Origin of the sequence: Granulicella sp. dw_53 (genome assembly GCF_018449545.1) — a bacterium.
Classification (GTDB): domain Bacteria; phylum Acidobacteriota; class Terriglobia; order Terriglobales; family Acidobacteriaceae; genus Edaphobacter.
The window spans coordinates 241,003-266,796 of sequence record NZ_JAAVUR010000008.1 but is presented as its reverse complement, the minus strand read 5'-3'; the positions used below and the strand labels follow the sequence as shown (position 1 = coordinate 266,796).

Sequence of the window (25,794 nt, the reverse complement as noted above, 5' to 3'; positions counted from 1 at the left end):
CCTTGAAAAACTTTGAACTCCTCGCCATGGGATTGCTGCTAAGCGGCCAGATAGCCTTCGCCCAGACCGCCGAAAAGCCCGCCAAGCCAGCCACCACAAAACCTGTAGTAGAACAATCCTGGAAGAAGATTCCCATCCCTCCGCTCCACGCCTTCAAACCCGTCCAGCCACGCCGCATCCAACTGTCCAACGGCATGGTGATCTTCCTTCAGGAAGACCACGAGCTCCCCTTCATCAGCGGAAGCATCCTCATCCGCGGCGGCAGCCGCGACGAGCCCGCAGACAAGGTCGGCCTCGTAGGCCTCTACGGTCAGACCTGGCGCACCAGCGGAACAGCAGCCACCAACGGCGACATCCTCGACGACCGCCTCGAAGCCAAAGCCGCAGGCCTCGAGACCGGCGGCGGCAGCGCATCCACCTCCCTCAGCTGGAACAGCCTCAAGGGTGACTTCGACTCCGTCTTCGCCACCGCCGTCGACCTCCTCTTGCATCCGGCCTTCAGCAAAGACAAGCTGCAGCTCGCCAAGCGTCAGATGGAAGCCGGAATCGCCCGCCGCAACGACGACGCCAACGGCATCGCAGGACGCGAAGCCGCACAAGTCGTCTACGGCAAGAACAGCCCCTACGCCCGCCACGCCGAGTACGCCACCATCGAAGCCGTAACCCTCGACGACCTGAAGTCCTGGCATGATCGCACCGTCGTCCCCAACAACATCATCCTCGCCGTCTCCGGCGACTTCGATGGCGCGACCATGGAAGCCACCCTGCGCAAGACCTTCGAGCCTCTCCAAAAGGGCACGCCCTTCGAGACCTCCAAATCCGAATTCCTCGGCCCCACCCCCGGCGTCTACTTCGTCAATAAGACCGACATCAACCAGTCCAACGTCTTCATCGTCGGCCTCGGCACCGAACGCAGCAACCCCGACTACTACGCCCTCAATGTCATGAACGAGATCTTCTCCGGCGGCTTCGGCTCGCGCCTTACGCAGAGCGTCCGCACCAAACTCGGCCTGGCCTACAGCGTCGGCGGCAGCTACGGCTCAGCCTACGACCATCCCGGCATGTTCCGCGTCGGCGCCGGCACCAAGAGCACGAACACCGTCGCCACAACCCAAGCCATGCTCGACGAGATCGGACGCCTCAAGACCGTCCCTCCCACTGCCGACGAGCTGCGCAACGCAAAAGAGCAAGTCCTCAACTCCTTCATCTTTAATTACGACTCACGCGACAAGACCCTGAACGAACAAGTCACCCTCGCCTTCTACGGATACCCAACCGACTTCCTGGAAAAATATAAGGAAGGTATCGAGAAGGTCACCGCAGCCGACGTCTCCCGCGTCGCCAACAAATACATCGTCCCCTCGAAGCTCGCAATCGTAGTCGTAGGCAACGAGTCCGAGTTGACTCCGCCCTTATCCAAGCTGGGCAAAGTGACCACGCTGGACATCACCATTCCCCCACCGCCCGGCAGAGCCAGCCAATAGCCTCAAAGAGAAGGGCAGGGTTTATTCCCTGCCCTTTTGCTTTGGGATGTACCTTCCTGCACCCAATCGGCAGTCACCTTCGCCCCTCAGGCGTGAGAAGATAGCGACCATGGAAGAGACCGGCTTTGCAATTGCAATCATGGCAGCGGGCAAGGGCACGCGGCTCAAAAGTAAGCGTCCGAAGGTCCTGCACGAGATCGGCGGACAGGCACTCCTCCTGCACGTCATCGCCGCCGCTCGCAAGGTAGTTCCTGCGGATCGAATCTACTGCATCGTCGGTCACGAAGCCGACCGAGTGAAGGCCGCCGTCGAACCCACCGGCGTACGGTTCGTCATGCAGGAGGAGCAGCGCGGCACCGGCCACGCCCTGCGGATGGTTAAGGCCTACTTCGCCATCACCGGCACCGCCGTCCCGAAGCATCTCCTCGTACTCTCCGGCGACGTCCCGCTGATCCGTCCCGAGACGATCACCGCCATCTGCGACCTCCACCTCGCCGAGCATGCCGCGATGACCATCCTCACCGCCGTCCCCACCGATCCCACCGGCTACGGCCGCGTCCTGCGGCTACGCGACGATGGCCCCGAAGTCACCGCCATCGTGGAACAGAAGTCCCTCCAGCCCGAGCAACTCAGCGCACCCGAGATCAACTCCGGCATCTACTGCTTCGAGACGCAGCAGCTCTTCAATAAACTCGACCTCCTCTCCACCGACAACGCCCACGGCGAGTACTACCTCACCGACGTCGCCGCCATGCTCGTAGCCGATGGAAAGCGCGTCGTCGCCGTCAAGGCCGACAGCGTCGACGAGGTCCTCGGCGCAAACACCATCGCCGAGATGATGCACCTCGACGCCGCCATGCGTCTCGCCACCGCGCGTCGCCTCATGGCCCAGGGCGTCACCATCTTCCGCCCCGAGACCTGCGTCATCGACGCCCAGGTAACCATCGGCGCGGACACCGTCATCGAGCCCTACGTGCAACTGTTAGGTACAACACACATCGGCAGCGAGAGCCGCGTGCGCTCCTACTCTGTCGTGCAGAACACCATCCTCGGAGACCGTGTTCTGGTCCGCAACGGCTGCATCTTGGACAGCGCGGAAGTCAGTAACGATGCGGTTCTAGGGCCTTATGCGCACCTGCGCCCCGAAAGCCGCATCGGCGAAGGCGCGCACGTTGGCAACTTCGTCGAGACCAAAAAGGTCACCTTAGGAAAGGGCTCCAAGGCGAATCACCTTAACTATCTCGGTGACGCCATCATCGGAGACGGTGTTAATATTGGTGCCGGCGCAATCACCTGCAACTACGATGGCATCAACAAGCATCTGACCACCATTGGTGACGGGGTCTTCATTGGTTCGGACTCCACCCTCGTCGCCCCGGTGACGATTCAAACCGGCTCCTACGTCGCAGCCGGCAGTTGCATCACCGAGGACGTTCCTGCTGGCGCACTGGCCCTGGGACGAAGCCGTCAGGTAACAAAGCCCGGTTGGGCAGACGCAAAAAGCGCCGCCCGTAAGGAGTAATCGTGCTACGAAAACAGAGCATCTCTACCGACGCAAATCAATCCTCAGCTTCCGCCCGCCAAACAGGTACTAGCCCGGAGCCTTTCTCACCATGCCGCAGCGCATTTTAGTAGTCGACGACGAAGAGGCTGTCCGAAGTATCGTGGCCACGCTCCTCGAACAGAGCGGCTATTCGACCACCCTCGCCAGCGGTGCCGAGGAAGCGCTCATGCGCCTTCAGGAAGGCCCCGAATATGATCTTGTCCTCGCCGACATCATGATGTCCGGCACCGACGGTCTCGCTCTGCTCCACCGTATCGGAGTCGATCATCCTGGAACTCCGGTCGTAATGGTCACCGCGGTACAAGACATCCACATGGCCACCAACGCCTTTCGTGGCGGTGCTATCGACTACCTCCTCAAGCCATTCGCGCGCACACAACTGGAGACCGTAGTACACCGTGCGATGGAACGCGGTCGCCTGTTGAAGCAGAACGTGGCCTATCTGAATAGCCTTGAGGACATCGTCACCTCTCGCACCGCGCAACTCCAGTCCACCATGGAAGAGCTGGAGCGCAGCTACGACACCACGCTCGAAGCCATGGGCAACGCGCTCGACCTGCGCGACGAACAGACCGAAGGCCACTCCAAGCGCGTCACGGCCTATACCATCGCCATCGCGCGCGCCATGGGCGTCGCTGGCGAAGAACTCAAGCTCATCGCCAGGGGAGCCTTCCTCCACGACTTCGGCAAGATCGCCATCCCCGACAGCATCTTGCTGAAGCCCGGCAAGCTCGAGCCCGAAGAGATGGCCATCATGCGCGAACACTGCCGGCATGGCTACGAGATCGTATCCAAGATCCCCTTCCTCAAGGACGCCTCCGAGATCGTCTACTCCCACCAGGAGCGCTTCGACGGCTCCGGCTATCCACGCGGCCTCAGCGGACATCAGATCCCACTCGGAGCTCGCATCTTCGCCATCGCGGACACACTCGACGCAATGACCTCCGACCGGCCCTATCGCAAGAGCACCAGCTTTGAGGTGGCCCGGAACGAGATCGTGCGGAACTCCGGAACCCAGTTCGACCCCAAAATCGTCGACGTATTCCTCCAGATCCCGCTGGAATCATGGTCCGAACTCCGCGAAGAGATCGAGCGCCTCTCCCCCTCAGCCATATCGGATCGGCTCTGCCGGCCTGCAGTTGCGCACCCCGCGCACTAGAGGCTAGCATCCCTAGGCATAGGAGTTCATTCCATGTCGAAGATGACCGAGACCGCACTGCAGGAGTTGCTCGCACAAGAGCCCACATGGCAGCTTGTGGACGGAAAGCTCATCCGTAACTGGACCTTCAAGGACTTCGTAGCCGCGATGCTATTCGTAAACCGAATCGCCGCCGTCGCCGAGGAAATGGGACACCACCCCGATATCGACATACGCTACAACCAGGTGCGCCTGGGACTCATCTCCCACGACGCGGGCGGCATCACCGGTCGCGACGCCCGCATGGCAAAACGCATCAGCAAAGAGTTCGCCTGAGCCGAGCTAAAATAAATTCGCGAATCGAAGCGGGACGAATTCCAAAATGGAACGCACACAGCGGCTCTTCCGGAGCAAGAATCACGCCCAATTCAGTACATCTCTAACGGCTCCCACCGCATCTGATTGTTGAGCCGCATTTGTTTACTAAAGAGTGGCGAGATATTTAGCAGAGGGAATAGACATCGTCTTGCAAAGACGTGTTATTATTTCAACAACGTGAGCGTGAAAATCCGCCCGTGAAATTTTTCAGCAGGAAGACGGGGTAATCATCATTCACCCCCATGCTGACATAAGTTGCGTCACTGGCCTCCCGGCATGTACAAAGCACCGTGCATGCCGCCTTTTTTTTTGCTTTTTATGGCCACATGCGCGCAAAGCTTCCTCAGAAAACTCTTCCCAACCTTCGAATGCACTCTGGAACCGGACGATTTATGATGAAAAACATGAAGCGAATCCTCGGAAGTCTCGCGCTTGGACTGATAACGATGGCCGCCTCGGCCCAGTGGGCCGACCCTGCCCTGGACATCCCCGCCTACAACGCCCGCCCTCCGATCAAGCCGATGAAACCCATCCTCTCCGGCTCGCAGCTAACCGGCGAGTACTTCTCTCACCCCTACCAGGTCGCCGCCTACAAGCTCGCCGAAAAGATCCCCGCCGTGCTCCACCAGCAGCCCTGCTACTGCCACTGCGATCGAGCGATGGGCCACAACAGCCTGCATAGCTGCTTCGAAGGCACCCACGGAGCCACCTGCTCCACCTGCATGAAAGAAGCGATCTTCGCTTACGAACAGACCAAAAAGGGCAAAACCCCCGCCCAGATCCGCACAGCCATCGAGCGCGGCGAGTGGCAAACAATCGACCTGGAAGCCACCACCCTCTAACCCATAGAGAGATCCCGCTCGACCATCCCAACGCAAAGAAGAGCCACAAAAACGGGTGCCCCACCCTTTTTGCAGTCTCATCGCAAATAGGGTGGGGTATCGGGCAAAGCCCGACCGCCTTCTTATCCGAGCCTCATCTCTCAGGTTGAACTAAAAACGATCCATCTACCCACCTCCGTTAGCCGAGATGGGCATTTGTGCGAAAAGCAGAGACACACCCAAATCCATCCAACCCTTAAATCCAATCCCAACAATCAGTTACAACGATTATCCGAGAATTTACCCGAAAAACACCCTGTCAAGCCCCAAATCAACCAAACCCCATCCCAATCAACGAGATACAAGTGGCACTTAAGTTATGGTCAATTTAATAAAATAGAAGGAGAAGGGAAAATGGCGTAAGCCATCCCTAACATCGCCCAGCGCGGATTAATATCAGCTCCTTGCCAACCTCGCCATCCCAAGAAACTCGGGGTCAAAGCCACAACCCCATTGTTTCCCCATATTTACCCATAACCCATCTCGATGGAATATTTTGCGTTGCCTAAAAGCGATAACTCCATTTAAATGTGCGACTTCCGGCAGGGGGGGGGGGGGGGCACGACACCTAAGTCCCACCATAAGGCTTCACCGCAGAGCCCTTGGCCGAGAAGTACCCCGCCACAGGATCATGAGGAAGCGCCTTCAACCCGCTCACCACGGACTCGGCATTGATCTCCGCTCCCGCTCGGCTGGTATGCGTATGCGGATCGGCAAACAGCGGCTCCACAGCCTCCTCCCCCAAAGCGTCATAGCGCCGCGCAATGATCTCGTTCAAGTCGATAAAGGCCACATGCTCCTCCGCCGCGACTTGCGCCGCCCAACCGCCATAGTTCGCCGCATTGCGGACGACCTTACCGTCCTTCCACGTCTTGCGCGGGATTGGCGAACAGATCACCGGAATCGCGCCCTTAGCCAGCGTGTCCGCAATGTACTTCCGCAGATACCAGCCATACGTATGCACCGTCTCATGGATCTTCAGGATAGGATTCTCGATCTCCTTGCTATCCTCCCCAATGCCATGAATCGTCCCTCGAGCACGCGCCGGATCGTCCAACGGACCGTCATCGTTGTGCCCCCATTGGAAGAGAATGACATCGCCCCGCTTCACAAGCGCAAGCGTCTCCTCCCACTGGTTCTCCATAATGTACGAACGGCTGCTCCGCCCCCCAATGGCGCGATTGTCGACGTTGATCTTAGTCGTATCGAAGAAATCGACCAGCGGCTCTCCCCAACCCCATTGTCCACCCGCGCCATCGGCATGCCCATTCCGCACAGTCGAATCGCCCACTAGAAAAAGAGTAGGCAGCTTGGGATCAGCAGGCGGCTTCAAACCGATCTTCGCGTGCGAGCCCGGATCCGTAGTGGAACCTTCCATAGGAACCGCCTTAGCCGGGTCCTGCGCAAGAAGAGAGCTACTGAGACAAATGGAACAGATGAATAAGAGAAGGATGGAGAGAGAACGCAAGGACATCCGCGGCAACAATAGTTTCAGCATGGAAACTATTTACGCTTGCCGCCCGTCCCGAGTCAAGCCACCGCAGCCAAGACGCAGGCAAGATATCCTCAATCCCATGACCTGGGTCTTTTGGGCGCTCCTCTCCGCACTCTTCGCCGCCGCAACCGCGCTCCTCGCAAAGGTCGGCGTAGCCAACGTCGACTCGAACCTCGCGACCGCCATCCGCACCAGTGTCATCCTGGTCTTCACCTGGGCCATCGCATTAGGACTCCAGAAACACCACGGTCTCGCAGAGATCGGTCGCCGCAGTTGGCTCTTTCTCATTCTCTCCGGCATCTGCACCGGTCTGTCGTGGCTCTGCTACTTCCGCGCCCTCCAAATCGGACCAGCCTCCAGCGTCGCGCCGGTCGACAAACTCAGCGTCGTCCTCGTCATCCTCGGCGCATGGATCTTCCTCGGCGAGCACCTGACTCCCATCAAGCTGGTCGGCGGATCGCTCGTAACCTTGGGCGCAATCATCCTCGCCTTCGCCTGACATCCGCAAATCGGCACCAGCCACAATGAAACGCTATAATGAATACAGTTCTTTGAGGGCCCAATGCAATGTTGGTGCCAGTCTCCAAAATGGGGGCGTCACGGCTTCGACGGGATTGCTTGCGGCAGAGAGGCATGCCGGGGTGTGGACACCCGTAATCGCTCACAAAACTATAAGTGCCGAACCAACACTCGCGCTTGCTGCTTAATAATTAAGTAGCCGATCGCTCAAGCTTCGCCTACGGGCCTGTACCGATCGTCGCACAGTAGGCTGGTCTTCCCTGCTCCGTCTGAGCGGGTCGGACGAGATCGATCAGACTGGTCGTCGTCGCGTCTTCGCCCGTTCTAAGCGTCGATGACGAGACAAAGATGAACGCTGGAAAAGCATGAAAGCTCTCTGTTGACAGTAGTTTCGGACGTGGGTTCGACTCCCACCGCCTCCACCATTTCTAAGCTGTTGATTCTAAAGCCACCTTTACGGGTGGCTTTTACTTTTGTGTCAAAAACGTGTCTACTGCGTCTCGTTGGAGCATTCAGAGAGCAGGACTCAATGACTACCACGCCGACGATCACAATTTTTGTCCGGCATTCGAAGGGCTGCAAGTATGCAGGGGATGAGCATCGCCAAGCGATGCGATTGCAGAAAGTGGCTTCGCTGGACGGCAACCGGCGAACCGCGTCAACGGCGTCCGGCAAATACTCGTTCATGGGCGGAGGCCGAACAGGTCAAGCGGGACGTTGAAGACCAGCTGACCGGCAGAACGGTTGTGCCGGACACGCCAGGGGTGAAGAACATGCGAGCCGCCGTCGAGGTCTTCATCGCTGATAAGAAGGTGGAGAACCTCTCCTCTGACCTCATACGGAAGTACGAGCGAGAGCTCGGACGCCTGGCGTCCTTCTGTGAGGGTCGTGGCGTCTACACCCTTGCGGGAATCAACCGCGAACTCATAACCCGATTTTGTTCCGATTGGAAAGACCTGTACCCGTCGAGTCTCACCCGGAACAAACTGGCCGAACGGTACAAGTCTTTTCTAAAGTTCTGCCGCGTCGCTAGGTGGCTGGTCGAGGTTCCAGTCTGGCCGAAGATGAAGGCGGAAGAGGTTCCCACCCTTCCTCTGACGGCTGACGAATATAAGCGCCTGCTCGATGCGGTCTATGTCGTCGTCAAGGCACCGCAGAATCATGTGGTGGAAAATCAAAGCCAAGAGTATTGGATCAAGCGGGTACGCGGTCTGTTCCTGCTCATGAGGTCGAGCGGCCTGTCGATCCAAGATGCTCTGACACTTCCCCGCTCTGCGCTCATTCACGATGCAACTGGTCACCGCGTTGTGACCCAGCGTACCAAGACCGGAACTGATGTCAGCGTCCTTCTTCCACCAAAGATAGCGGCTGAACTGCTCGCGGTGCCGAATGATAATGACCGCTTCTTCTTCTGGAGTGGGGTAGGCTCCCCCAAGTCCATCAGTGGCAATTGGGGCAAACGATTTGTTGCTCCCTGCTTCGTTGAAGCCAAAATCACGGGCGGCTACATGAAGGCACATCGACTCCGCGACACCTTCGCCTGTGAGCTTCTTAAGGCGGGCGTGTCACTGGAGCATGTGAGCAAGCTCCTCGGACACACTTCAATACGCACGACCGAGAAAAGTTATGCCGCATGGGTGCCTTCACGGCAAGAGGTCCTAGACAACGCGGTTATATCGGCCTGGGCAGTTCCCGCCCCGAAACGTTTGGGCAGGAAAAGAGCAGCGTAGCGCTGTTAGCGAAGACAAGGCCACCCCATCACTACGCCGCTCACACAATTCGGAAAAAGCCTTCTGTTTCTTGTCCGCGCAGGATCGTGAGAAACGCATCTCAGCATGCGCAATGCTTTAAATAGGCCAATGCGCGTTTTGAGCACTCGTGCTGGAAACGCGCATTGGCCTGAAGTCACCTATCGAGACTCATGGCATCTGCGATGTAAACAACAACGACAGTTCGTGACTAATGACTTCGTCCGCGCGATCCCTCAATACGGTGCGCAGATCAGCCTTTCCAAGGTGAATTGCGAATGATGGAGCAGAAGTTCGTCCTGCGGAATGCGGGATCTTTATCCGCCAGTACGTCGGCCTTAACATTGCCAAAGGTAGTCTCAGGCTTGTGTCTGATTCCGTCGTAGAAGGCCTGCAGAATGTCTTCCTTGAAGTGTGGCGTGCGCGGAAACCGGTCTACGATAGGCTTTGCGTGTGTCTTCTTCTACATCGCCATAGCCGATACCGAGAACGTCCATCTCGACGCCTGCAGTGACAAGGGCGACGACGGGGTGCATGTGCTGCGGGATACCCGGCGTGGTGTGTAGGGCGATAGCGGTCCAGACATGATCGATCTCGGAAGCTACTATCCCACGCTGGCGGAGGAAATCACGGGCGGCGTTTGCGCCGTCCACCTCGAAACGCTCTGCAGCGCTGCTGTGAGCAGGCACCAGACCGATGTCATGGCACATGGCGGCCGAATAGAGTAGTTCGCAATCAAACTTCAGACCGCGCAGATAGCCTGCGAGAGCCGCAAAGGAGTACACGCGGCTGGAATGGTTAAAGAGAAACTCAGACTCTGGGTCACGGATGAACTCCGTTACCTGTTGCGCAAGTTGGCTATCCGGGATGTTGGTGGCTTCAAGACCAGCGCCACAGGCGAGGGATACGGTCGACATGAGGGAACCTCCATAGAGATGACTTACATTCCCCACGATAGGCCTGTCCCATGACCGACGCCACGACACACTTACTGCAATTTAGGACATCTCGTTCCGTCTCGGGTCAGCGGCGGAAGCGGCTGGCGTACTCCGCAGCGGTGACACCAAGCACGCGTGAGAAGGCGCGACGCATTGCCTCGGGTGAATGAAACCCACATGCATCGGCTACCTCCTTCAAGCCCTTCTTGGAGCTATCGATTATCTGTTGTGCTGCTTCGACTCGCATCCGGTCGATGAACTGCCCGGGGTTCATGCCGGTCTCCCGCAGGCAGACTCGAGTAAAGTGTCGAGCGCTGACGCCTAAACGGTCTGCCAGCGACTCTACCGTCATAGAATCTCGCAGATGTTCAAGCATCCACACCTGGAGTTCGCGTAGTGGCTGCGAAGCGGTCGCCTGGTGCGAGAGCATGTGGCTGTATTGAGCCTGCCCCCAGGACGAACGAGAAACATGACAAGAAAGCGGGCGATTTCAAGTGAGACTTCGTGCCCCTGGTCCTCCTCGACGAGTGCCAGAGAAAGATCGATGCCCGCAGTGATCCCCGCCGAGGTGTAGATTCGGCCGTCTCGCAGATAGATGGGGTCGCGCTTTACCTGCACCTTCGGATATTCAAGCGCCAGGCCGTTCACAGAACTTCCAATGGGTCACTGCTTGCTTGCCGTCCAGAAGTCCTGCTTCCGCAAGCAGGAAGGCTCCTGTGCAGATGGAGGCCACGCGACGGGAACGATCCGCAGCCTCACGAAGCCAGCCAATGAACTTCGGATCGTAGTTCCCGCTCTCGGCGCCCGGGCCACCCACAATGACTAACGTGTCGATGGCGCCACTAATTTCTGAGACTGGAAGTGCATTCCCAAGCTCGATCCCTCGATTGGTTTGCAAGGTAGTTCCGTTATCGGAGTCGCCAGCTGGATCTCGTAGGCATCCGAATTTGAGAAGACTTCGAGAGGGCCTGCAACATCCAGAATCTGTACCGGACGAGGCCCTGTGATGACCACTCTTCTTATAGGGCAAGTCTACCGGCAAAGGAGTGCAATAGGAATGGTCCGAGCTTCTGTACCGGGAACGCTTTTTTCGAATGGAATGGTTCTGGATTGTTGCTAAATCGCCGATTCGCGTTTTGAGCACGGTTTGCCTCGAAACGCGCCTCGGCCTGAAGTCATCAGTTGATCATCGCTACCTGGAAAAATTGCTCACCGCCTTTGTCCGAAATTGAACTTTTGGCCGATCCTTAACATAATTTACTTAGGACATGTCGGACCTTATCAATGCCGCACAATCACTATGGGATATGCCCCTCATGTTGAGCGCGAATTTGGATGAGGTTGCGGACAACCGCGGTCGGGGCTCTTCGAATATGACCGCCGCCACGGGAGTGGCTCAGACATACGCGATCATGGACGACAGAGATTCTTTTCAACGTTTTATAGCCCAAAGCGATCCCGAGCTCCCGAAACCCAGTTCTTTGAAGCAGCCGGTGAACCCATTCTCATGTTGCAGGCAACAGGCAGACCTACCGATGCCAGCCCGCTGCTGAAGAGTGCGCAAACAATGTGGAGAGTCTGGAGCAACACCTCGAATTTGCAGATCAATAGCCTCTGCTTCGCCGGCTATGTCTTCGGCCTTACGGGTCATTCGGCCGACGCGAACGCAGTGTTCAAACAGATGGGCTCTTACAGCCTCTGTGAGGCATTTCGCGGGTCTTTGGCAGAGGGAGCCGGTAGCATTACCGCGGCCGAGGCCATCTGGGCCGAAGCCATCGCGAAGGGTCCTAACGAACCATTTGTGTACATGGAACGCGGGCAGTCCCGGCTCAGGCGTGGCGAGTTGTCCGGTGCGGAAGCAGATTTCGCTGCCGCCCATCAACGCACACCGAAGTTCGCTGATCCGCTCAAGCTTTGGGGCGATCTACTCTCCCAGAAGGGAAACTGGAAAGATGCCGTCGCCAAATACAAAGAGGCACTCAACTACGCTCCCAACTGGCCAGCTCTTCAAGAAGCCCTCGCCACAGCCGTCCGTAGAGATTGAACTTCCATTAGGCACCCTGGTTTTGAGAAGTTTGGCTTGCTAGTCGAGGAAGGCGCCCGTCGTTTAATAGCGCCCGGCTCGCCCGCAATTCGGAAGTTGTATCGCTCCGAATTCAGCTAACGCAAAATCGCCAAAGCGCGTTTCGAGCGGTTGCAGTTCTGGAAACGTGCTTTGGCCTGTTCTCGTCAACTAAGGCTCAATCCAAAAGGGGACTCGGTATTGTCTATATGACTGAGTTACTGTTCCAGCTGCTCGATGCCGAACGCAAAGATCGAAAGCGTTGCATGAGACACCAACGCGCTGCATACAAGAAATTTCTTGCTAATAATACGGGCTGCGTCTAATCTCCAGCTATCCGATTTTCCAAGTAACGGGCCTACGTAGAGCAGTACCGTACCTGATGTATCGACGAACCCACCCAAATTGCCTCCTTTGCAAACGCCTGTGCAAACAGCGGGGAGCTAATTAGTCGAGAGTCGCGAAATCTTACGTAGGAGTTTCATGTCACAAGCCACTGCAGATATTTCAGGAAAGACCGGATCTAACTTTGTTGCGACGCTCGATGCATCCAGTGTTGTCCAGGCGCAACTCGCGGTTGTCGGTAAGTCTCCGATCACACTATCAATTGGGGCCGACAAACGCAGTATTACAGTGCCTAACTTGCCGTCTGGTGACTCCGCCATCTGGCTCGCTCTAGTCTTTGCTCCTGGTGAGCCCAACGCGACGATTGGCGTGGGTAGCGTGACCGGCCGCAGCGCTACACCGCACAACCCACCTGGCATCATTTATGACACCAACGCTTGGGGCGTAATTAAACTGTTTGGGAGCTAATTGAATGAAAAGCGTCATCTGTCTCATAGTTTTGTTTGCTTGCCTTAATTCGGCACTCTTAGCTCAGACCTCTGAGGCGGCCAAGTTTTGCAAAAATGATTCACATGCCGAAGTCAGGGCATTCTGCCCGTGGCTGAGCGAGCCGTTAGAGGGGGGCCAGGCGAAAAAGCCCCAAGCGGCTTTGCAAAATGATTTGAACAATCTCAATCCAGCGGATCCCAAGGCCCTAGCCCATACGGTCAGCGCAATTTCGTCAGCAGCAAACCGAAATCTTCGTTGCGATCACGAGCTACGCTAAGGAGACGCTGCCGGACAGAGGCTGCCACGTTGATGACAGGTTTACTCATGACAGCGATTCCATGTACGGTCGCATGACGTTGGCAACGCGACAGACTTTCGCCGCCTCCCAAAGTTCGTCCATCGTGGCTTTCTGTTCTTGGAAGCATTCGCGAAGAGCATGAAGCGCCAGCTCCGTTCCAATCTTCGACCGGAACTTGAAGCAATCGGCAACGGTCTTGGCAGGGGTGTAAACCTTGATAGCTGTTCCCTCCACGAGGTACTCGACCACCCCGAAGGAGAGGGCCGTTCCCGAGAATCGGACGACGTGGACAGGTGGATATTCCATGCGAGGCGACCATGCCCCTTGCTTGAGTGCGATCCAGACCTCAAACGGATTCTCTGTGGTGAGTTCGTGAAAGCGCAAGGCGGACGAGAGACAAACTACGGCTTGAGGCACCTTCCGGCAGACTTCGACTAGAGTTCGCTTTTCTGATGGCGGATGATCGGTGGACGAATAGAGCCCACGCCCGACCCTCTCCAGCTTCCCTTCCCGAACCAAACGACCGAGGTAATTGCGAGGGAGGGCAAGTCGCTCCAGATCGACAGACCGTATTACATTACGGGCTGCTTATCGGCAAGTCTCCGTAGTTGTTCCATCTGCGTCTTCATACCGGATTGTATCAAATTCAATATAGTTATAGATTTCTATCTCGGTTTCGATACATTGCTGATGCTCAAGCTACTCGAGCAAAACCGGCTGAACCGGTCGCACAAAGGTTGCGGTGAGGAGTGGAATGCTTGCGATGTTGTTTGGCTGTGGTTGCGCCTGGACGACTAGCTTGATACAGGTGCCTGTCTGGAGCAACGATGGTGGCTGAGTTGCTGACGGTACCGAAGAAGGTGATGGTCTGTTGTGTCTGCATGGTGTTTCTCCTGTTTGCCCCGGTCAATCGGGACACATACCAAAAGGGCGCGAAGGTGCGCTGCTCCCAAGTCGCGGCATAGCCGCGTTACCAAGAGATGAAGTTTTTGGAAAGGGTCCCGGAGCCTGCGAGGGGTAGGAGTCCAGTAGGTACCGAGGACATGGTTTACACGAAAGACCTGCGACATCGTTTACAGAGACGGAGGTCTGAGGGTTCTTATGCATTGGTTGAACGCAAGAAGATACGTTCATGCCTTGGAAAGAGAGTCGTATTGTGGATCAGCGCTTGCAGTTCTTATCCAGTTATCAGAAGGAAGAGATGTCAGTCACGGACCTATGCCACGAGTACGGCATCTCTCGCCCAACCGCATATAAGTGGATCAAACGATACAAAGAAGTTGGGCCAGAAGGCTTGTTGGACATTTCGCGCAAGACCCACGGTTGTTCTCACGCAACCTCGCTGGAGATCGAGAACGAGATCCTTGCACTGCGGAAGCGTTTTCCCTCCTGGGGAGCGCGGAAGTTGAAGGCTCGTCTGGAGAAGATGAACCCGAACATTGCATGGCCGGCGGCAAGCACCGTCGGTCAGATTCTGCGCCGGGCGGGACTCACCAACCCTGTTCGCAAGAGACGCAGAACCACCCCGTATTCAGAGCCCTTCGCTGAGGTCACGCTCCGAATCAGCTATGGTGTATGGACTTCAAGGGATGGTTCCGTACCGGGGACGGCAACCGATGCGATCCCTTCACGATCACCGATGCATACAGTCGCTATCTGATCCGTTGTCAGGCGGTGGCCCGCATGGATACAGCGCATGTCCTTGCGATCTGCGAGGCCGCCATGCGCGAGTACGGTGTTCCCGACCGGATTCGCACCGACAACGGCAATCCATTCTCTAGACTTGGTGTGATGGGATTGTCACGGTTGTCCCTGAGCTGGGTAGGGCTTGGGATCGGGCATGAGCGTATTCAGCCAGGCAAGCCACAGCAGAACGGTCGACATGAGCGTATGCATCGCACGCTCAAGCAGGACACGGCCACCCCTTCAGCGAAGACACTCCATGCGCAGCAGAAGCGATTCGATGAGTTCGTTCGTGTCTACAACCATGAGCGTCCTCATGAAGCATTGGGGAACGAAACACCCGGCAGCGTCTATGTCCCGAGCTCCCGGCTCCTGCCAAGGTACACGAAGGCCCATCAGTACCCAGCTCATTTCCAGACTCGGCGCGTGAACGATGCTAGAGACATCAGTTGGCATAAGAGCAGGGTCTTTATCAGCGAGGTTTTCCGCGGTGAAGATATCGCGCTCGAAAAAGTGAAGGATAATTTCTACCGAGTCTTCTTCTGCTCTCTGGAAATCGGCGAGTTCGATGCCAACGACATGCGATTTCGCCCCGGGCTTCGCCCATGAAAGCAAGCGTTGGAAATGCCGAGGAGTGGAAAGCATGGAAAACCATAAAGCCGGTTTCCCACCCTTCCCACTCCTCTTGGAAATCCCTTCGGGATTCCCACATTCCCAACGCTTCGACGGCAACGAGATATCTTATTTAAGACCGGGCCTAGCCAGCCATAACCCTGAACCAGAGCCACTTCCTCCGCAAGGGGCTTGTAAACCATCTCTCCGGTCTAAAACGTAAACAGTGTCCCGCTTCGCTCAGCCTTGTCGCCCCCTTTTTGCGGCCCGTGGCCGCCTGTTGGTGGGCCTTGACGATGGTCGAATCCAGCATCAGGTAGGGGTTCTGCTTGTCGCGCACCAGATCGGCGAAGATGCGGTCCCAGACCCCGGCGTGGGCCCAGCGGACGAACATCTTGTGCACGCTCTTGTACTTGCCATAACGCTCGGGAAGATCGGCCCACCGCATCCCGGACCGAATCACCCACAAGACGCCGTTCACAAACCGCCGATTATCTTCCGCAGGCCGGCCAACCTGACCGGCTCGACCAGGCAACAACGCCTCAATCCGGCGCCACTGCGCCTCGCTCAACTCATACCGCAACACGCCCATCCACTCATCGAAACAAATCTTCAACCATCGCAAAAGTGAATATGTCGATACGGCCTAAATAGCTGGGCAGGTGATTCCATCACTTGCTGCCTGTCGCGGTGGGCGTATGTCGTATCTGCGAAAGCCCATGGAATCCGTCTATTCCGCCCTGCGCTGGTTATATGGTTTAGTGGGTGGGAAAACGAAAGATAATGCCAGCCGCAAGCCTTAAATCGCCCTGAGAATTGCTACCTCCGTTTGGCAGGTGGGTGCGAACGTAACTGGCATCGATCAAGCGGAGACTGACTCGTTTCTTCAAGTCAATTTCGTAGCCGCCTCCGGTTTGCATCGCAAAGGCATTGGCAGACATTCTCGCTCCGTTGACGGCAGGAAAAACTCCATCGAAACCATGCACTCCGCCGAATAGTGCCTCCACAAAGAGGCGGGACTTGTGAAGATCAAAGGTATATCTTGGCCCAGCCACAAATGACACCTTGCTGAAGCCACTATTAGCCGAACTGATGTTCCCTTTGTGAGCGCCTGTTACGTTCATAGCGAGGCTGATGCTCTTGTAGATAGGGAAAGATAGTTCGCCACTCCCTCCCTGCAGCCAGAAGTTGTCCCCGTAGGTAAGTTTGGTCCGCTCCGCAACATATATTAGGCCTACTTCGACGACTGGCGCGGGCGACGTAGGCAAAGGCTTCTGCACCTGTGCCGTGCTCTGCGTCAAAGAAAACCTGACGGTTATAAAAAAAGACAACGATATTGCAACTCCGCGGAGGAGCCTCTTGCGAGTAGTCATTCTCATCTCATCTCCTCCTGTCTTATTGAACATTTAGGTTTACGTTGATGGAGTGCTGGACCAATCCGCTAGTTGCGGTGATGGTAAGGGTATAGTCCTTTGGAGTTTGGCCGAAGATGCCGGTGCTGGTACCACATCCACTGAGCCCGATCACAGCGGTAGAGCCAAGTAAGAGGAGCATCAGCAGCCCGGCACGCCTGAACCGTTTATGTGCCTTCTGTAGTCGCCTGACACCCGCCAAAGGCAACAATAGAAGCGCCCAGACCAGTTGTTGCGAATTCCATTGTCGGGATGCTGTTGCGGGAAGAGGAACCTGGACCGTCAGTGCGACCGCCTCGCCGGTAGAGTTGGCCGGTAGAGTCTGCGGACTGAAGCTAGAGGTTGCTCCAACTGGCAGGCCGCTGACCGCGAAGGTGACGACGCCGGGAAAAGTTCCGGCAGTCGGAGTGAGGTTGAAGGTATACGTTGCCGACTTGCCGGGGATCACGGACTGGACCACTGTTAAATTCGATGTCAATGTGAAGTCGAGGGGACTCACTGTAAGCGTAATGCCAGAGCCTCCAGCGCTGACACCGTTGAAGTTGCTATCTCCGCTGTAGGTGATGGTCAAGCTATGCGCACCCGCGAGCAATGCTGTTGCGGTATATGTGGCCGTTCCATTCACGAGTGCCACCGTCCAAAGCCTTATGTTTCGCAGCCATTGCAGCTACCAGTTTGGTTGCTAAAGCCGATTCCATCGACGGCTTCACCCTTACGGAGTTTGGCCACACCATAACCTGGTTTTTGCCCTCCACTCCCACGCCAGACAACAGTGCAAGTCCTCACTTCTTTACACTCGACAACGTACCCGTTTCCTACGACGGCATTCCGGCAGTGGCAGACATGGAGTTTGCTTCTTCATTAATTGGTGGTGGGGTGAGTATAGAAATCGCCGGTGAAGATTTCAACGGTTCTCCGGATCCATTTTTAGCTTTGGGCACACAACTGTTTAGCGGCCAAACTTCATCGCCGACCTTTTTGACCGGCCAATACTCGCTGATGGGCGAACATGCACAAGAGATTGGCTCCGCAATCCTTGTCATCACGCCTGAACCTTCCACGTTCATGCTTCTGGGCAGCGGCATCCTAGTTGTTGCGGGAGCAGCAAGACGAAAGCTCTCTCGCGTATAGCTGACGCCGAAGTTCAGACTAAAGTGATCTAGGTGACGGAGTTTGTGGGCACGGCGGCTCCGGTCTCGGTGCCAGTCATACCCTCGACGCAGGGCAAACGGCCGCGGAGAAACAATCACAAAAGCAGCCTTTTCGGTAATGTCTCAAGTCCGTTACGCAAAAGAGAGCTTTACTTTCAATAACTTGCACGAGGCTGTTTCGATTCGTAAATCTGCGCGTAACTTAGGGAACTCTCGATTCATGTATAACCGTCACTTCAATCATTTAAGGCAGATCAGTGTCCTGAGGTCGGCTTGTTGGTGGGATAGATTAGGCTGTGCGCATCATCGTGTTGTGTCGTTATACGGGCAACATATGATGGTTTTGCGTGTCAACTCTACTGTAGCCGTGTTTTACTCGAGGTCAGGAAGTGGGGCGCCCTCGCATGCTGCAACCTCTGCAACTCAAAGATGTGTCCGTTCGCTACGCGGAAGAAATCACGGAGTTACGAGATTTTCTGATCAAGGCTAACTGTGCCGTAGAGACCGTCGAGACCCTTGGGAAAATTGTCACGCGATTGCCGCGTGACCGCGCCTTCCACCGTGATCTAACGTCGTATGTTTGGGTGGTGATCGACAGGTGCGACCAGACAATCAGTTACCCCGATCTGCTTGGCGTGCTTGCCATTGCCGCCGCTGGGGTGAGCTTTGCCGCTACGGCGGATGAGGGCGACGCTCACGGTCTGCTTCGCTTCCTGATGGAGGCGCGCCACGCCCTTGGTGCGGCTCCGGGCAGTAGGGACACGGCTCCCACACATTGGACTGCGGAACCTGCGGCCAACCCCTCAATCGAGCCGTTTCAATCGGCGCGCGGTGAGACGCAAGAGATTTCCGATACCTCTGTACAACTTGCACAAAGAGATTTATACGATCTGAAAGGGCCGCAGAACAGTGGCGCTGGGAATAGGCGTGTTTACTGGATGGTTGCTGCCGCATGCGTAATAGTGGCGTTATCCATCGGTCTATGGCTGAAGCCCCGCTCGACTGCGGATGTGAGCAATTCGCCAGCATTGGTCAATCCGGCTGCAGCGGACAATGTGGCATCCACTGCAGCGCCGGAGAGACACGTCAGTCCATCCGCCGTCCACCCCAGTGAGACGGCCATACCTTCTCCGAGCACACTCATAAGGAAATCACCCAGAACGCAGCTCGCTGTTCCCTATAGCCCTGCGCGCCCCGCTGGAGTTCCGTCGCTGGCCACGCACGGCCAAGTTTCCCCACAAACTATGGACGCTGTCCCCACCTCGGCACCGTCCGAACGCCCTTCGGTTTCTTCCACTGCCCCTCCTGCCCTTCGCGCGGCGGGAAGTGCGAGTACTCCGGCAACCACCTTGAGCGGACGTTTAGGGAGACCATCTGTTCCTGTGGACTCCTCGGAGCAAGGGGGCGGTAGTATTGCCAGGACCTCGAAGCCTCCCATTCTCCTTCATAGACGAGCTCCTGGCGCATCGTCTGCATTCCCGGAAGATGGATCGAACCTTGCGTCAGAGGTTCGTCCGGCAGACGTCTCCGTCACACCTGGAAGTCCCGTCGGAGGTGTCGACGCGACTCGCGGAGGCGTCATCCGTCTTACCTCCCTAGGCTCTATGGCGGCAAATATTTTGTACAGTCCTATGCCGACTTATCCAGCGGCAGCTTCAGCCTCTCATGTACAAGGAGAAGTCAAGGTAAAGGCCGATATCGATCGTGACGGGAATGTAGCGTCGGTCCGCATCATCAGCGGGCCGCCTCTGCTGCGGGATGCCGCACTGGACGCAGTGCAGCGCTGGCGTTATCGTCCGTACATGTCCTCTGATGGGCCGACGCCGATGACCGCAATTGCCGTCATGGACTTTCAGTTACCGTAGCCGGCGCCTTAGCTCTTACCGCGCATGCAATCGACGAGGCTGGAGTTCTCCATTGTTAATCTGGTTGACGGTGGTTCGCTTCTACACACCAATTCACTCAGCAACTATTGTAGAACCGTGACAAGGTCAGCTGCATTGACCTTCGAGAGATCAAGTCTTCGCTGTGCCGGAGCCGATCTGTTATAGACACTCACGTTTGTCACCGTACGGCCCTCGCCATCTCGCGAGGTCGTAGTTACAGTCATAACTGTGCCGTTTCTGGAGAGCGCTCTGCGGCTGGTCGCCCTGACCTGAAGGCCGCTTATATAGCTCGCTATGACCACATTCGGCTCAGTTCGTTTCAGTGACACCGGCAAGAGTATCCCTTTGGCTCCCGAGACGATCACTGGCTTTTCATCGTAGTCAGCCGTATAGTCGGCGCTGAAAGAGTTGCCACTTATCATCAGCGTTTCGGAGTGGTAGTGGACTCCATGCTCTGCGGCGGTCATCTCAATAGACATCTGTTTCGGGCAGAATCCCGGAGGATACTTCGAATGCTTTGTATCGAGGTTCCACTTCCCCAGGAAAGGATCCGAAGCATGAAGCAGAGTGGGGCCTATAAACATAAGCACGAGCGGGATTATGCGAAGTACTTTCATTTTGTCCTCCTGCCATTTCGATTGCGTTAGAGTGAGCGTAGAAAATCGAGTACCGCCTGTTTGTCGCTCTCTGGAAGAGTATTGAACCTACGGACTGTCTCGTTTGCCTCTGAAAATCCGTATTTGTAAGAATCCTTATCTTTCGCAGGGTTGTCTCCGCCGTCGTAGCCGGGAAAGGAGAAGTGGTCCTGGATAGCGACCATGAGGTCTTCCGTCCGTCCGTCATGCAGGAAGAAAAGGCGCTGTCCCAAACCCCAGAGAGGTGTGGTGCGGAACTCATCCGGTCCTGCGTCTCCTTGAACGACGTTGTCCGCAAGGGTTGCGCCCATGTGATGAACCAGCAGGTCCGAGTACAGGTTTACGGTTTGTCCGCGGAGGGCCACTGTCCTTGCACCGATCTGATCCGAAGGAGCTCTCGGGTCAGCCATACCGGGCGTCTTGAAGGAAGGAGTATGGCAAAGCGCGCAGCCGACTTCCTTGAATAGACGTTTGCCGCGGGTCGCATTAGCTGTCAGAGGGGCGGGCTGAGGCGCATCGACGAATCGCATGAACTCAGTGAACATCAGCCACGCCGGCATGATCTTCAGTGGATTGTTATAGTCTGCGTCAGCTGTCCGGGGGACGTCGAAGGGCTCATAGGAGAGATTGCAATCGGTGTTCTCGCTTCGGTTGATCGGAAACAGGTCATTGCTGATGCCCATTTCAACGTTGTAGGCTTCTCCCGCAAACATCGTCAGCGACGCATTCTGTGCCTTCCACCCAAAGCGACTGATTGTACTGTTGTTTGGAACAATATTGGGGTGACCCTGAATACCAAACATTCGCTTCAGGTTTTCGTCTGCGTTCATATTCTCTCGAATGGCGGAGTCCTGAATCGACTCAATCAAGCCCAGACCAAAGAGCTGAAGTGGAATCCGAAATGCCACGTTGCGTTTCAAGGTTTCTCGTTCAAAGTTAGGTTGTTTCAGAGTGCAGTTGGGCGCATCGGACCGGCCCTGCAATGTGAACAGGCTGTGCACCCCTCCGTCTCGAGTACTATTTGGATTGAATTTGAACCGCATCTCCCGAAAGGCGCCTCTTGGCTCTTCAAAGCTGGGGACCGTATTCGTTCCGCCGAGTCTGTGCGCAACGATGTGGGCGGCGTTCTCTTTAGTCGCGCTGCCCCCGATGGTTGGATGGAAGTGGCAGATAAAGCATTGGTCCGCATTGAAGACCGGCCCCATGCCGGCGGAGTTCACCAGCCGCAGAGGAGAAAACGGATTCTTTGGGTCGGGGTCCACCGGTGCAGTGCCCTGTGGCTGTTGGACGCAGGTGTCGCATGTCCCCTCCAGTTCCGAGACGCGAAGCAAGCTCTCATTGAAGAGGGCGATCTCGTTCGCATTCAAACCCGGCACCGAATTAGGAATGGTAGAGACCGGGCTTGGACGCGGACCAGGATCCTTTGCTCGCGACGAGGGACGCAGGTTCTGTGCTGTCGACGTGAGAGTCGCCGCAAGGCAGAAGGTAACGATGCAGACCAGATAGTGGCCTATTCGTCGAGAGGTTTGATTTCTCCACATATTGCTCTCCTTTGGTCCAAAACGCCAATTATTCGCAGAACCCCGCTCGCCCCTTCTAAGGGTTCGGCTTGACGAGACACATCCAGAGCAGCCCGATCATTCACAGGCAATCAGGGCTAACTGGACAGCAGGGTTTTCGCGATTGGTTACAAGGAGTAATCTGTCTTTAGCGAGCGAAATTGTCTTGCTTTTCCCATGATGATTTTCTTAGGTTTCTCTTAGGGCAATTCTTTACCCGAGGTGTCCGTGGTCTATCTCTTTGAAAAATTCAGACTTGACGAGAAAAACTTCAGTCTGACGCGTGGGGGGCAGCGCATCTCGGTGGAGCCCAAAGCTCTCCGGGTTCTACTTGTTTTGGCTGCCAGCGGGGGAAGGCTGCTCGAGAAGAGGGTTCTTCTGGAAGCGGTTTGGAAGGATACGTTCGTTGAAGAAACCACCCTCACCCGCGCGATCGCCGTTCTACGCAAGAATTTAGGTGACGATCCTCGCTCCCCAACCTACATCGAGACGATACCTACTCTCGGCTATCGCTTTATTGCTCCGGTTGAACTCGTTGACCGGACGGAAGTGGAACCTCTGGAAACTGAGAGCGCGCAGCTTGGTCACCCCTCTGACCCCATCGCCACTGATCCGGTGGTTGCCAGTGAGAGTGAGGTGGATAGGGTTGCTTACACCAACATCGGAGTTACGCCTAGAAGCTGGGCTGGCTTTTATGTGGGTGGAGCACTAGTCGTGACCCTGATCACAATCTTTGCAGGTGCCCATTTCGTCTATCGCGCGAGACCGTCGCTAGGCGCCAAGGACACCATCGTCCTGGCCGACTTTACCAACACAAGCGGGGATCAACTGTTCGACGATACGTTGAGACAAGGCATGGTCGTCCAGTTGGAGCAATCTCCGATATTGCATCTGGTCAGCGAGCCTCGGATTCGAAGGACTTTACGCCTGATGGGGAGAGCCCCCGATTCTTCTCTTACCCCAGACCTTGCGCGCGAGGTCTGTCAACGGGTAGGTGGAGCGGCAATTCTGGACGGGTCTATCTCGCGTGCTGGTACAGAGTACGTCTTGGGACTAAGAGCGCAGAATTGCGAAACTGGCGAATTATTGGACGTCGAGCAGGTACAAGTTGGCCGGAAAGAGGACGTGCTCGGTGCGCTGAGCCGAATAGCGACTAAGTTCAGGACCAGGGTAGGTGAATCGGTAGCTTCGGTCACTACTTTCGATACTCCGCTTGCTGAAGCGACCACGCCTTCGCTCGACGCGTTGAAGGCATTTAGCCAAGGGATCAAACTCTTCAATACAACAGGGAGCGGTCAAGCCCTCCCGCTCTTCAAACGTGCGACAGAACTCGATCCTGATTTTGCAATGGCCCACGCCTGGCTTGGACGCATGTACGCCGACTTCGGAGAAGAAAGCCTTTCAATCGAAAGCACGCGAAAGTCATATCAACTTCGAGAAAGAGCCAGTGACCGCGAAAGATTTTCGATCGATGCTTCGTACGATCTGTTGGTGTCCGGTAATCTGCTAAAGGCCCGCGATACCTGCGAGGCGTGGGTGCATATGTATCCTCGCGATTCCTTTCCCCATGCTTTTCTTTCGGGAACTATTTATCCAGCCTTTGGCCAATATGAGAAAGCCTTCGATGAAGCGAAAAAGACGATTGAGGTTGATCCTGACTTCGTCGCTGGATATCGAAATCTCGCGCTCAACTCAATTGCTCTCAATCGATTGCAGGATGCAGCGGAAGCCATTCAGCAGGCATCGGACCGCAAGCTCTTCGTCGCCAGCTTTATTACGGACAGGTACTGGATCGCTTTTCTCAAGGGCAACACAATAAATATGAAGCTCGCATTAGAACAAGCCCCGACAAATCCCTGGCTCGTGAATTATGAGGCGTTCTCTCTCGCTCGTTCCGGACATTTGGCTTCTGCGCGCGAGATGTCCAGGAGAGCCGTGAACCTTTCTCGACAGGCGTCGAGGCGCGACACGCAAGCACAGTTGGAGGTTGCCGGCTCTCTGCTCGAAGCATTCTACGGAGACCCTCATGCTGCAAGAAATCTTGCGATGGGCGCTCTTCGCCTTTCGACAGGAAAGAACACCGAATTTGGAGTTGCGTCCGTGCTTGCAATGACGGGGGATGCCTCCCAGGCATTGCGGCTAACGGAAGATCTGGCCGCACGCTTTCAAGAAGACACAATCGTACAGTACAACTACGTCCCACAACTTCGAGCTCTTCTCGCGCTAAAAAATCATGAGCCCAATAGAGCGCTTGATCTTCTTCAAGTCAGCTCTTCCTACGAACTGAGCCAGCCTCTCTATCCCATCTATATCCGTGGTGAAGCCCTCCTGGCGATGGGGCGTGCAAGTGAAGCTGCTGCTGAATTTCAGAAGATTCTCGATCATCCCGGACTCGTCATGAACGATCCCCTCTCCGTAATCGCCAGACTGGAACTGGGGAAATCGTACGCCTTACTAGGCAACAGAGTGGAGGCTAAGACCAATTATGAAAACTTACTAAGCATGCTCAACGATGCAGATGAGACCACCAAGATCGCCACACAAGTGCGAACGGAATACGCTAAGATGATGTCATGGCGGTAAACCCCAGTTCACTCAATCAGTTTGAAGATTTTAATTTCTCCGGATCAGGTGCGAAGAAGATCAGGGGACGGTGTTTCCACCGTCCCCTCTAGTCTTTCTAGCGGCTTAGTGCGTGGCGAGGTTATGGGCACGAAGGTACGCTGCAAGCTCCGCGGGAAGATTCGTCTGGATACCAGCTGCTCCAAGGTCGATAGCCTTTTGCCACGTTTCGGGATTATCAGCATCACCCAAGCGGTCCACGAACATCTTTGCATTTGCAGCCTTGGCGCAATCGATGACAGGATCTTTGAAGTCATTGGCATCGAACGCGATGACCTGCAATTGCATCGCGCGAACGAAGAGTTTACAGATGTCTGGACTTAGAGCTTCGGGCATGACCTTCAGCGTCGGACGAATCTTACGTACGTCATACAGAAAGAACGGATTGCCATAGATGACGACGTGATCCTGCATATCGTGCTTCACGATGGTATCGACTAGTTGTTGGGGATCGGCATACTTTGTGTCGACGTAAACATTGATCTTGCCGTGGGCTAGATCGAAGGCTTCGTCCAGGGTAGGCACCTTGGTCCCGGCAAAAGAAGGGCCGAATTTTGCGCCTGCATCGAGTGCACGGATCTCGTCGAAGGTGTGCTTGTACACTTCGCCGCTGCCGTTGGTGGTGCGGTCCAGGGTGCCGTCGTGCATGATGACGAATTTTCCATCAGAGGTCGTGCGAACGTCGAGTTCGAAGTAGTCTGCCCCCGCATCGATCGCCGCCTGAAAAGCAGCCATCGTGTTCTCCGGATGATGAAGATGCTCGCCGCGGTGGGAGATGATCTTGATGGCTTTTCCGTCTTCCTTCGGGGTCCATGCTGTCTGAGCAAAGGCTACGCCGCTGGCGAGGGTGGAACCGATCAGAAGTTTCAGGATAGAGTTATGCATTTTTCTTTGT

The 25,794-nt window shown here is 56.0% G+C and carries 27 protein-coding genes, 1 other RNA gene and 2 pseudogenes; 16 read left to right on the top strand and 14 right to left on the bottom strand.

The window, feature by feature from the left end; genetic code table 11:
- The first annotated feature begins 2 nt into the window (after window positions 1–2).
- From HB393_RS14670 to HB393_RS14650, 5 genes are all read left to right on the top strand, one after another.
- Window positions 3–1,484: a pitrilysin family protein gene (locus HB393_RS14670; protein ID WP_255551141.1), complete on the top strand. Its 1,482-nt coding sequence runs from the start codon at window positions 3–5 to the stop codon at window positions 1,482–1,484.
- A gap of 109 nt (window positions 1,485–1,593) precedes the next feature.
- Window positions 1,594–3,006: a bifunctional UDP-N-acetylglucosamine diphosphorylase/glucosamine-1-phosphate N-acetyltransferase GlmU gene (gene glmU, locus HB393_RS14665; RefSeq protein ID WP_213805918.1), complete on the top strand. Its 1,413-nt coding sequence runs from the start codon at window positions 1,594–1,596 to the stop codon at window positions 3,004–3,006.
- Between the two features lie 91 nt (window positions 3,007–3,097).
- Window positions 3,098–4,207 (top strand): HD domain-containing phosphohydrolase, encoded by a 1,110-nt coding sequence (locus HB393_RS14660; RefSeq protein ID WP_213805917.1) that lies wholly within the window; start codon window positions 3,098–3,100, stop codon window positions 4,205–4,207.
- Window positions 4,208–4,240: 33 nt separating this feature from the next.
- Window positions 4,241–4,522, top strand: a complete 282-nt coding sequence (locus HB393_RS14655) for a 4a-hydroxytetrahydrobiopterin dehydratase (RefSeq protein ID WP_213805916.1) — start codon at window positions 4,241–4,243, stop codon at window positions 4,520–4,522.
- Window positions 4,523–4,968: 446 nt separating this feature from the next.
- The gene (locus HB393_RS14650; RefSeq protein ID WP_255551140.1) at window positions 4,969–5,406 is read left to right on the top strand and encodes a CYCXC family (seleno)protein; all 438 of its coding nucleotides are present in this window, start codon (window positions 4,969–4,971) and stop codon (window positions 5,404–5,406) included.
- A 607-nt stretch (window positions 5,407–6,013) separates the two neighbouring features.
- On the opposite strand, the gene HB393_RS14645 is transcribed toward HB393_RS14650, so the two are convergent.
- Window positions 6,014–6,823 (bottom strand): rhamnogalacturonan acetylesterase, encoded by an 810-nt coding sequence (locus tag HB393_RS14645; RefSeq protein WP_213805915.1) that lies wholly within the window; start codon window positions 6,821–6,823, stop codon window positions 6,014–6,016.
- Between the two features lie 196 nt (window positions 6,824–7,019).
- On the opposite strand from HB393_RS14645, the gene HB393_RS14640 reads away from it, so the two are divergent.
- From HB393_RS14640 to HB393_RS14630, 3 genes are all read left to right on the top strand, one after another.
- Complete coding sequence (locus tag HB393_RS14640) at window positions 7,020–7,439, top strand: EamA family transporter (RefSeq protein ID WP_213805914.1); 420 nt, start codon at window positions 7,020–7,022, stop codon at window positions 7,437–7,439.
- A 91-nt stretch (window positions 7,440–7,530) separates the two neighbouring features.
- Window positions 7,531–7,884: a transfer-messenger RNA gene (gene ssrA / locus HB393_RS14635) on the top strand.
- 168 nt (window positions 7,885–8,052) lie between these two features.
- Complete coding sequence (locus tag HB393_RS14630; protein ID WP_213805913.1) at window positions 8,053–9,189, top strand: tyrosine-type recombinase/integrase; 1,137 nt, start codon at window positions 8,053–8,055, stop codon at window positions 9,187–9,189.
- 377 nt (window positions 9,190–9,566) lie between these two features.
- Here HB393_RS14630 and HB393_RS14625 read toward each other — a convergent pair whose 3' ends face one another.
- The 4 genes from HB393_RS14625 to HB393_RS25265 all read right to left on the bottom strand — a co-directional run bounded on the left by HB393_RS14625 (window position 9,567) and on the right by HB393_RS25265 (window position 11,043).
- The gene (locus HB393_RS14625; protein ID WP_213805912.1) at window positions 9,567–10,124 is read right to left on the bottom strand and encodes an HD domain-containing protein; all 558 of its coding nucleotides are present in this window, start codon (window positions 10,122–10,124) and stop codon (window positions 9,567–9,569) included.
- A gap of 106 nt (window positions 10,125–10,230) precedes the next feature.
- A complete protein-coding gene (locus tag HB393_RS25275) occupies window positions 10,231–10,497 on the bottom strand; it encodes a helix-turn-helix domain-containing protein (RefSeq protein WP_255551137.1) in 267 nt (88 codons plus the stop codon).
- The gene (locus HB393_RS25270) at window positions 10,494–10,793 is read right to left on the bottom strand and encodes a hypothetical protein (RefSeq protein ID WP_255551135.1); all 300 of its coding nucleotides are present in this window, start codon (window positions 10,791–10,793) and stop codon (window positions 10,494–10,496) included. Before HB393_RS25270 ends, HB393_RS25275 begins: the two co-directional genes overlap by 4 nt.
- A complete protein-coding gene (locus tag HB393_RS25265; RefSeq protein WP_255551133.1) occupies window positions 10,774–11,043 on the bottom strand; it encodes a DJ-1/PfpI family protein in 270 nt (89 codons plus the stop codon). Before HB393_RS25265 ends, HB393_RS25270 begins: the two co-directional genes overlap by 20 nt.
- A 609-nt stretch (window positions 11,044–11,652) precedes the next feature.
- On the opposite strand from HB393_RS25265, the gene HB393_RS14615 reads away from it, so the two are divergent.
- From HB393_RS14615 to HB393_RS14605, 3 genes are all read left to right on the top strand, one after another.
- Entirely contained in the window at window positions 11,653–12,189 is a 537-nt protein-coding gene (locus tag HB393_RS14615; protein ID WP_213805911.1) for a tetratricopeptide repeat protein, read from the top strand.
- Between the two features lie 501 nt (window positions 12,190–12,690).
- Complete coding sequence (locus HB393_RS14610; RefSeq protein WP_213805910.1) at window positions 12,691–13,020, top strand: hypothetical protein; 330 nt, start codon at window positions 12,691–12,693, stop codon at window positions 13,018–13,020.
- A 4-nt stretch (window positions 13,021–13,024) separates the two neighbouring features.
- Window positions 13,025–13,318, top strand: a complete 294-nt coding sequence (locus tag HB393_RS14605; protein ID WP_213805909.1) for a hypothetical protein — start codon at window positions 13,025–13,027, stop codon at window positions 13,316–13,318.
- Window positions 13,319–13,363: 45 nt separating this feature from the next.
- Here HB393_RS14605 and HB393_RS14600 read toward each other — a convergent pair whose 3' ends face one another.
- The 3 genes and pseudogenes from HB393_RS14600 to HB393_RS14595 all read right to left on the bottom strand — a co-directional run bounded on the left by HB393_RS14600 (window position 13,364) and on the right by HB393_RS14595 (window position 14,222).
- Window positions 13,364–13,756: a hypothetical protein gene (locus HB393_RS14600; protein ID WP_255551131.1), complete on the bottom strand. Its 393-nt coding sequence runs from the start codon at window positions 13,754–13,756 to the stop codon at window positions 13,364–13,366.
- Between the two features lie 66 nt (window positions 13,757–13,822).
- A pseudogene (locus HB393_RS25700) lies at window positions 13,823–13,912 on the bottom strand (type IV toxin-antitoxin system AbiEi family antitoxin domain-containing protein); the annotation flags it as partial.
- Window positions 13,913–14,033: 121 nt separating this feature from the next.
- Window positions 14,034–14,222: a hypothetical protein gene (locus HB393_RS14595; RefSeq protein WP_213805908.1), complete on the bottom strand. Its 189-nt coding sequence runs from the start codon at window positions 14,220–14,222 to the stop codon at window positions 14,034–14,036.
- Between the two features lie 249 nt (window positions 14,223–14,471).
- Between HB393_RS14595 and HB393_RS25260 the strand changes: the two genes are divergently transcribed.
- Together HB393_RS25260 and HB393_RS25255 are read left to right on the top strand one after the other, a co-directional pair.
- Complete coding sequence (locus HB393_RS25260) at window positions 14,472–14,999, top strand: helix-turn-helix domain-containing protein (RefSeq protein WP_255551130.1); 528 nt, start codon at window positions 14,472–14,474, stop codon at window positions 14,997–14,999.
- Complete coding sequence (locus HB393_RS25255) at window positions 14,915–15,631, top strand: integrase core domain-containing protein (RefSeq protein WP_255551129.1); 717 nt, start codon at window positions 14,915–14,917, stop codon at window positions 15,629–15,631. The genes HB393_RS25260 and HB393_RS25255 overlap by 85 nt, the downstream gene beginning before the upstream one ends.
- Window positions 15,632–15,878: 247 nt before the next feature.
- Here HB393_RS25255 and HB393_RS14585 read toward each other — a convergent pair.
- The 3 genes and pseudogenes from HB393_RS14585 to HB393_RS14575 all read right to left on the bottom strand — a co-directional run.
- Window positions 15,879–16,220: pseudogene (locus tag HB393_RS14585) on the bottom strand (IS5 family transposase); the annotation flags it as partial.
- A 172-nt stretch (window positions 16,221–16,392) separates the two neighbouring features.
- Complete coding sequence (locus tag HB393_RS14580; protein WP_213805906.1) at window positions 16,393–17,013, bottom strand: acyloxyacyl hydrolase; 621 nt, start codon at window positions 17,011–17,013, stop codon at window positions 16,393–16,395.
- Window positions 17,014–17,029: 16 nt separating this feature from the next.
- The gene (locus HB393_RS14575; protein ID WP_213805905.1) at window positions 17,030–17,680 is read right to left on the bottom strand and encodes an Ig-like domain-containing protein; all 651 of its coding nucleotides are present in this window, start codon (window positions 17,678–17,680) and stop codon (window positions 17,030–17,032) included.
- A 41-nt stretch (window positions 17,681–17,721) separates the two neighbouring features.
- Between HB393_RS14575 and HB393_RS14570 the strand changes: the two genes are divergently transcribed.
- Both HB393_RS14570 and HB393_RS14565 read left to right on the top strand, forming a co-directional pair.
- Window positions 17,722–18,177 (top strand): PEP-CTERM sorting domain-containing protein, encoded by a 456-nt coding sequence (locus HB393_RS14570; protein WP_213805904.1) that lies wholly within the window; start codon window positions 17,722–17,724, stop codon window positions 18,175–18,177.
- A 424-nt stretch (window positions 18,178–18,601) separates the two neighbouring features.
- On the top strand, window positions 18,602–20,062 hold the full coding sequence (locus HB393_RS14565; protein WP_213805903.1) for an energy transducer TonB: 1,461 nt from the start codon (window positions 18,602–18,604) through the stop codon (window positions 20,060–20,062).
- A gap of 104 nt (window positions 20,063–20,166) precedes the next feature.
- On the opposite strand, the gene HB393_RS14560 is transcribed toward HB393_RS14565, so the two are convergent.
- Both HB393_RS14560 and HB393_RS14555 read right to left on the bottom strand, forming a co-directional pair.
- Window positions 20,167–20,700, bottom strand: coding sequence for a hypothetical protein (locus tag HB393_RS14560; RefSeq protein WP_213805902.1), 534 nt, complete (start codon window positions 20,698–20,700; stop codon window positions 20,167–20,169).
- A gap of 26 nt (window positions 20,701–20,726) precedes the next feature.
- Window positions 20,727–22,259 carry a di-heme oxidoredictase family protein gene (locus HB393_RS14555; protein WP_213805901.1) on the bottom strand — a complete coding sequence of 511 codons (1,533 nt, stop codon included), beginning with the start codon at window positions 22,257–22,259 and terminating at the stop codon, window positions 20,727–20,729.
- Between the two features lie 246 nt (window positions 22,260–22,505).
- Here HB393_RS14555 and HB393_RS14550 point away from each other — a divergent pair, with 246 nt between their 5' ends.
- Window positions 22,506–24,860 carry a winged helix-turn-helix domain-containing protein gene (locus HB393_RS14550; RefSeq protein ID WP_213805900.1) on the top strand — a complete coding sequence of 785 codons (2,355 nt, stop codon included), beginning with the start codon at window positions 22,506–22,508 and terminating at the stop codon, window positions 24,858–24,860.
- A 105-nt stretch (window positions 24,861–24,965) separates the two neighbouring features.
- Here HB393_RS14550 and HB393_RS14545 read toward each other — a convergent pair whose 3' ends face one another.
- Window positions 24,966–25,784, bottom strand: a complete 819-nt coding sequence (locus tag HB393_RS14545; protein ID WP_213805899.1) for a glycerophosphodiester phosphodiesterase family protein — start codon at window positions 25,782–25,784, stop codon at window positions 24,966–24,968.
- Window positions 25,785–25,794 lie beyond the last annotated feature (10 nt).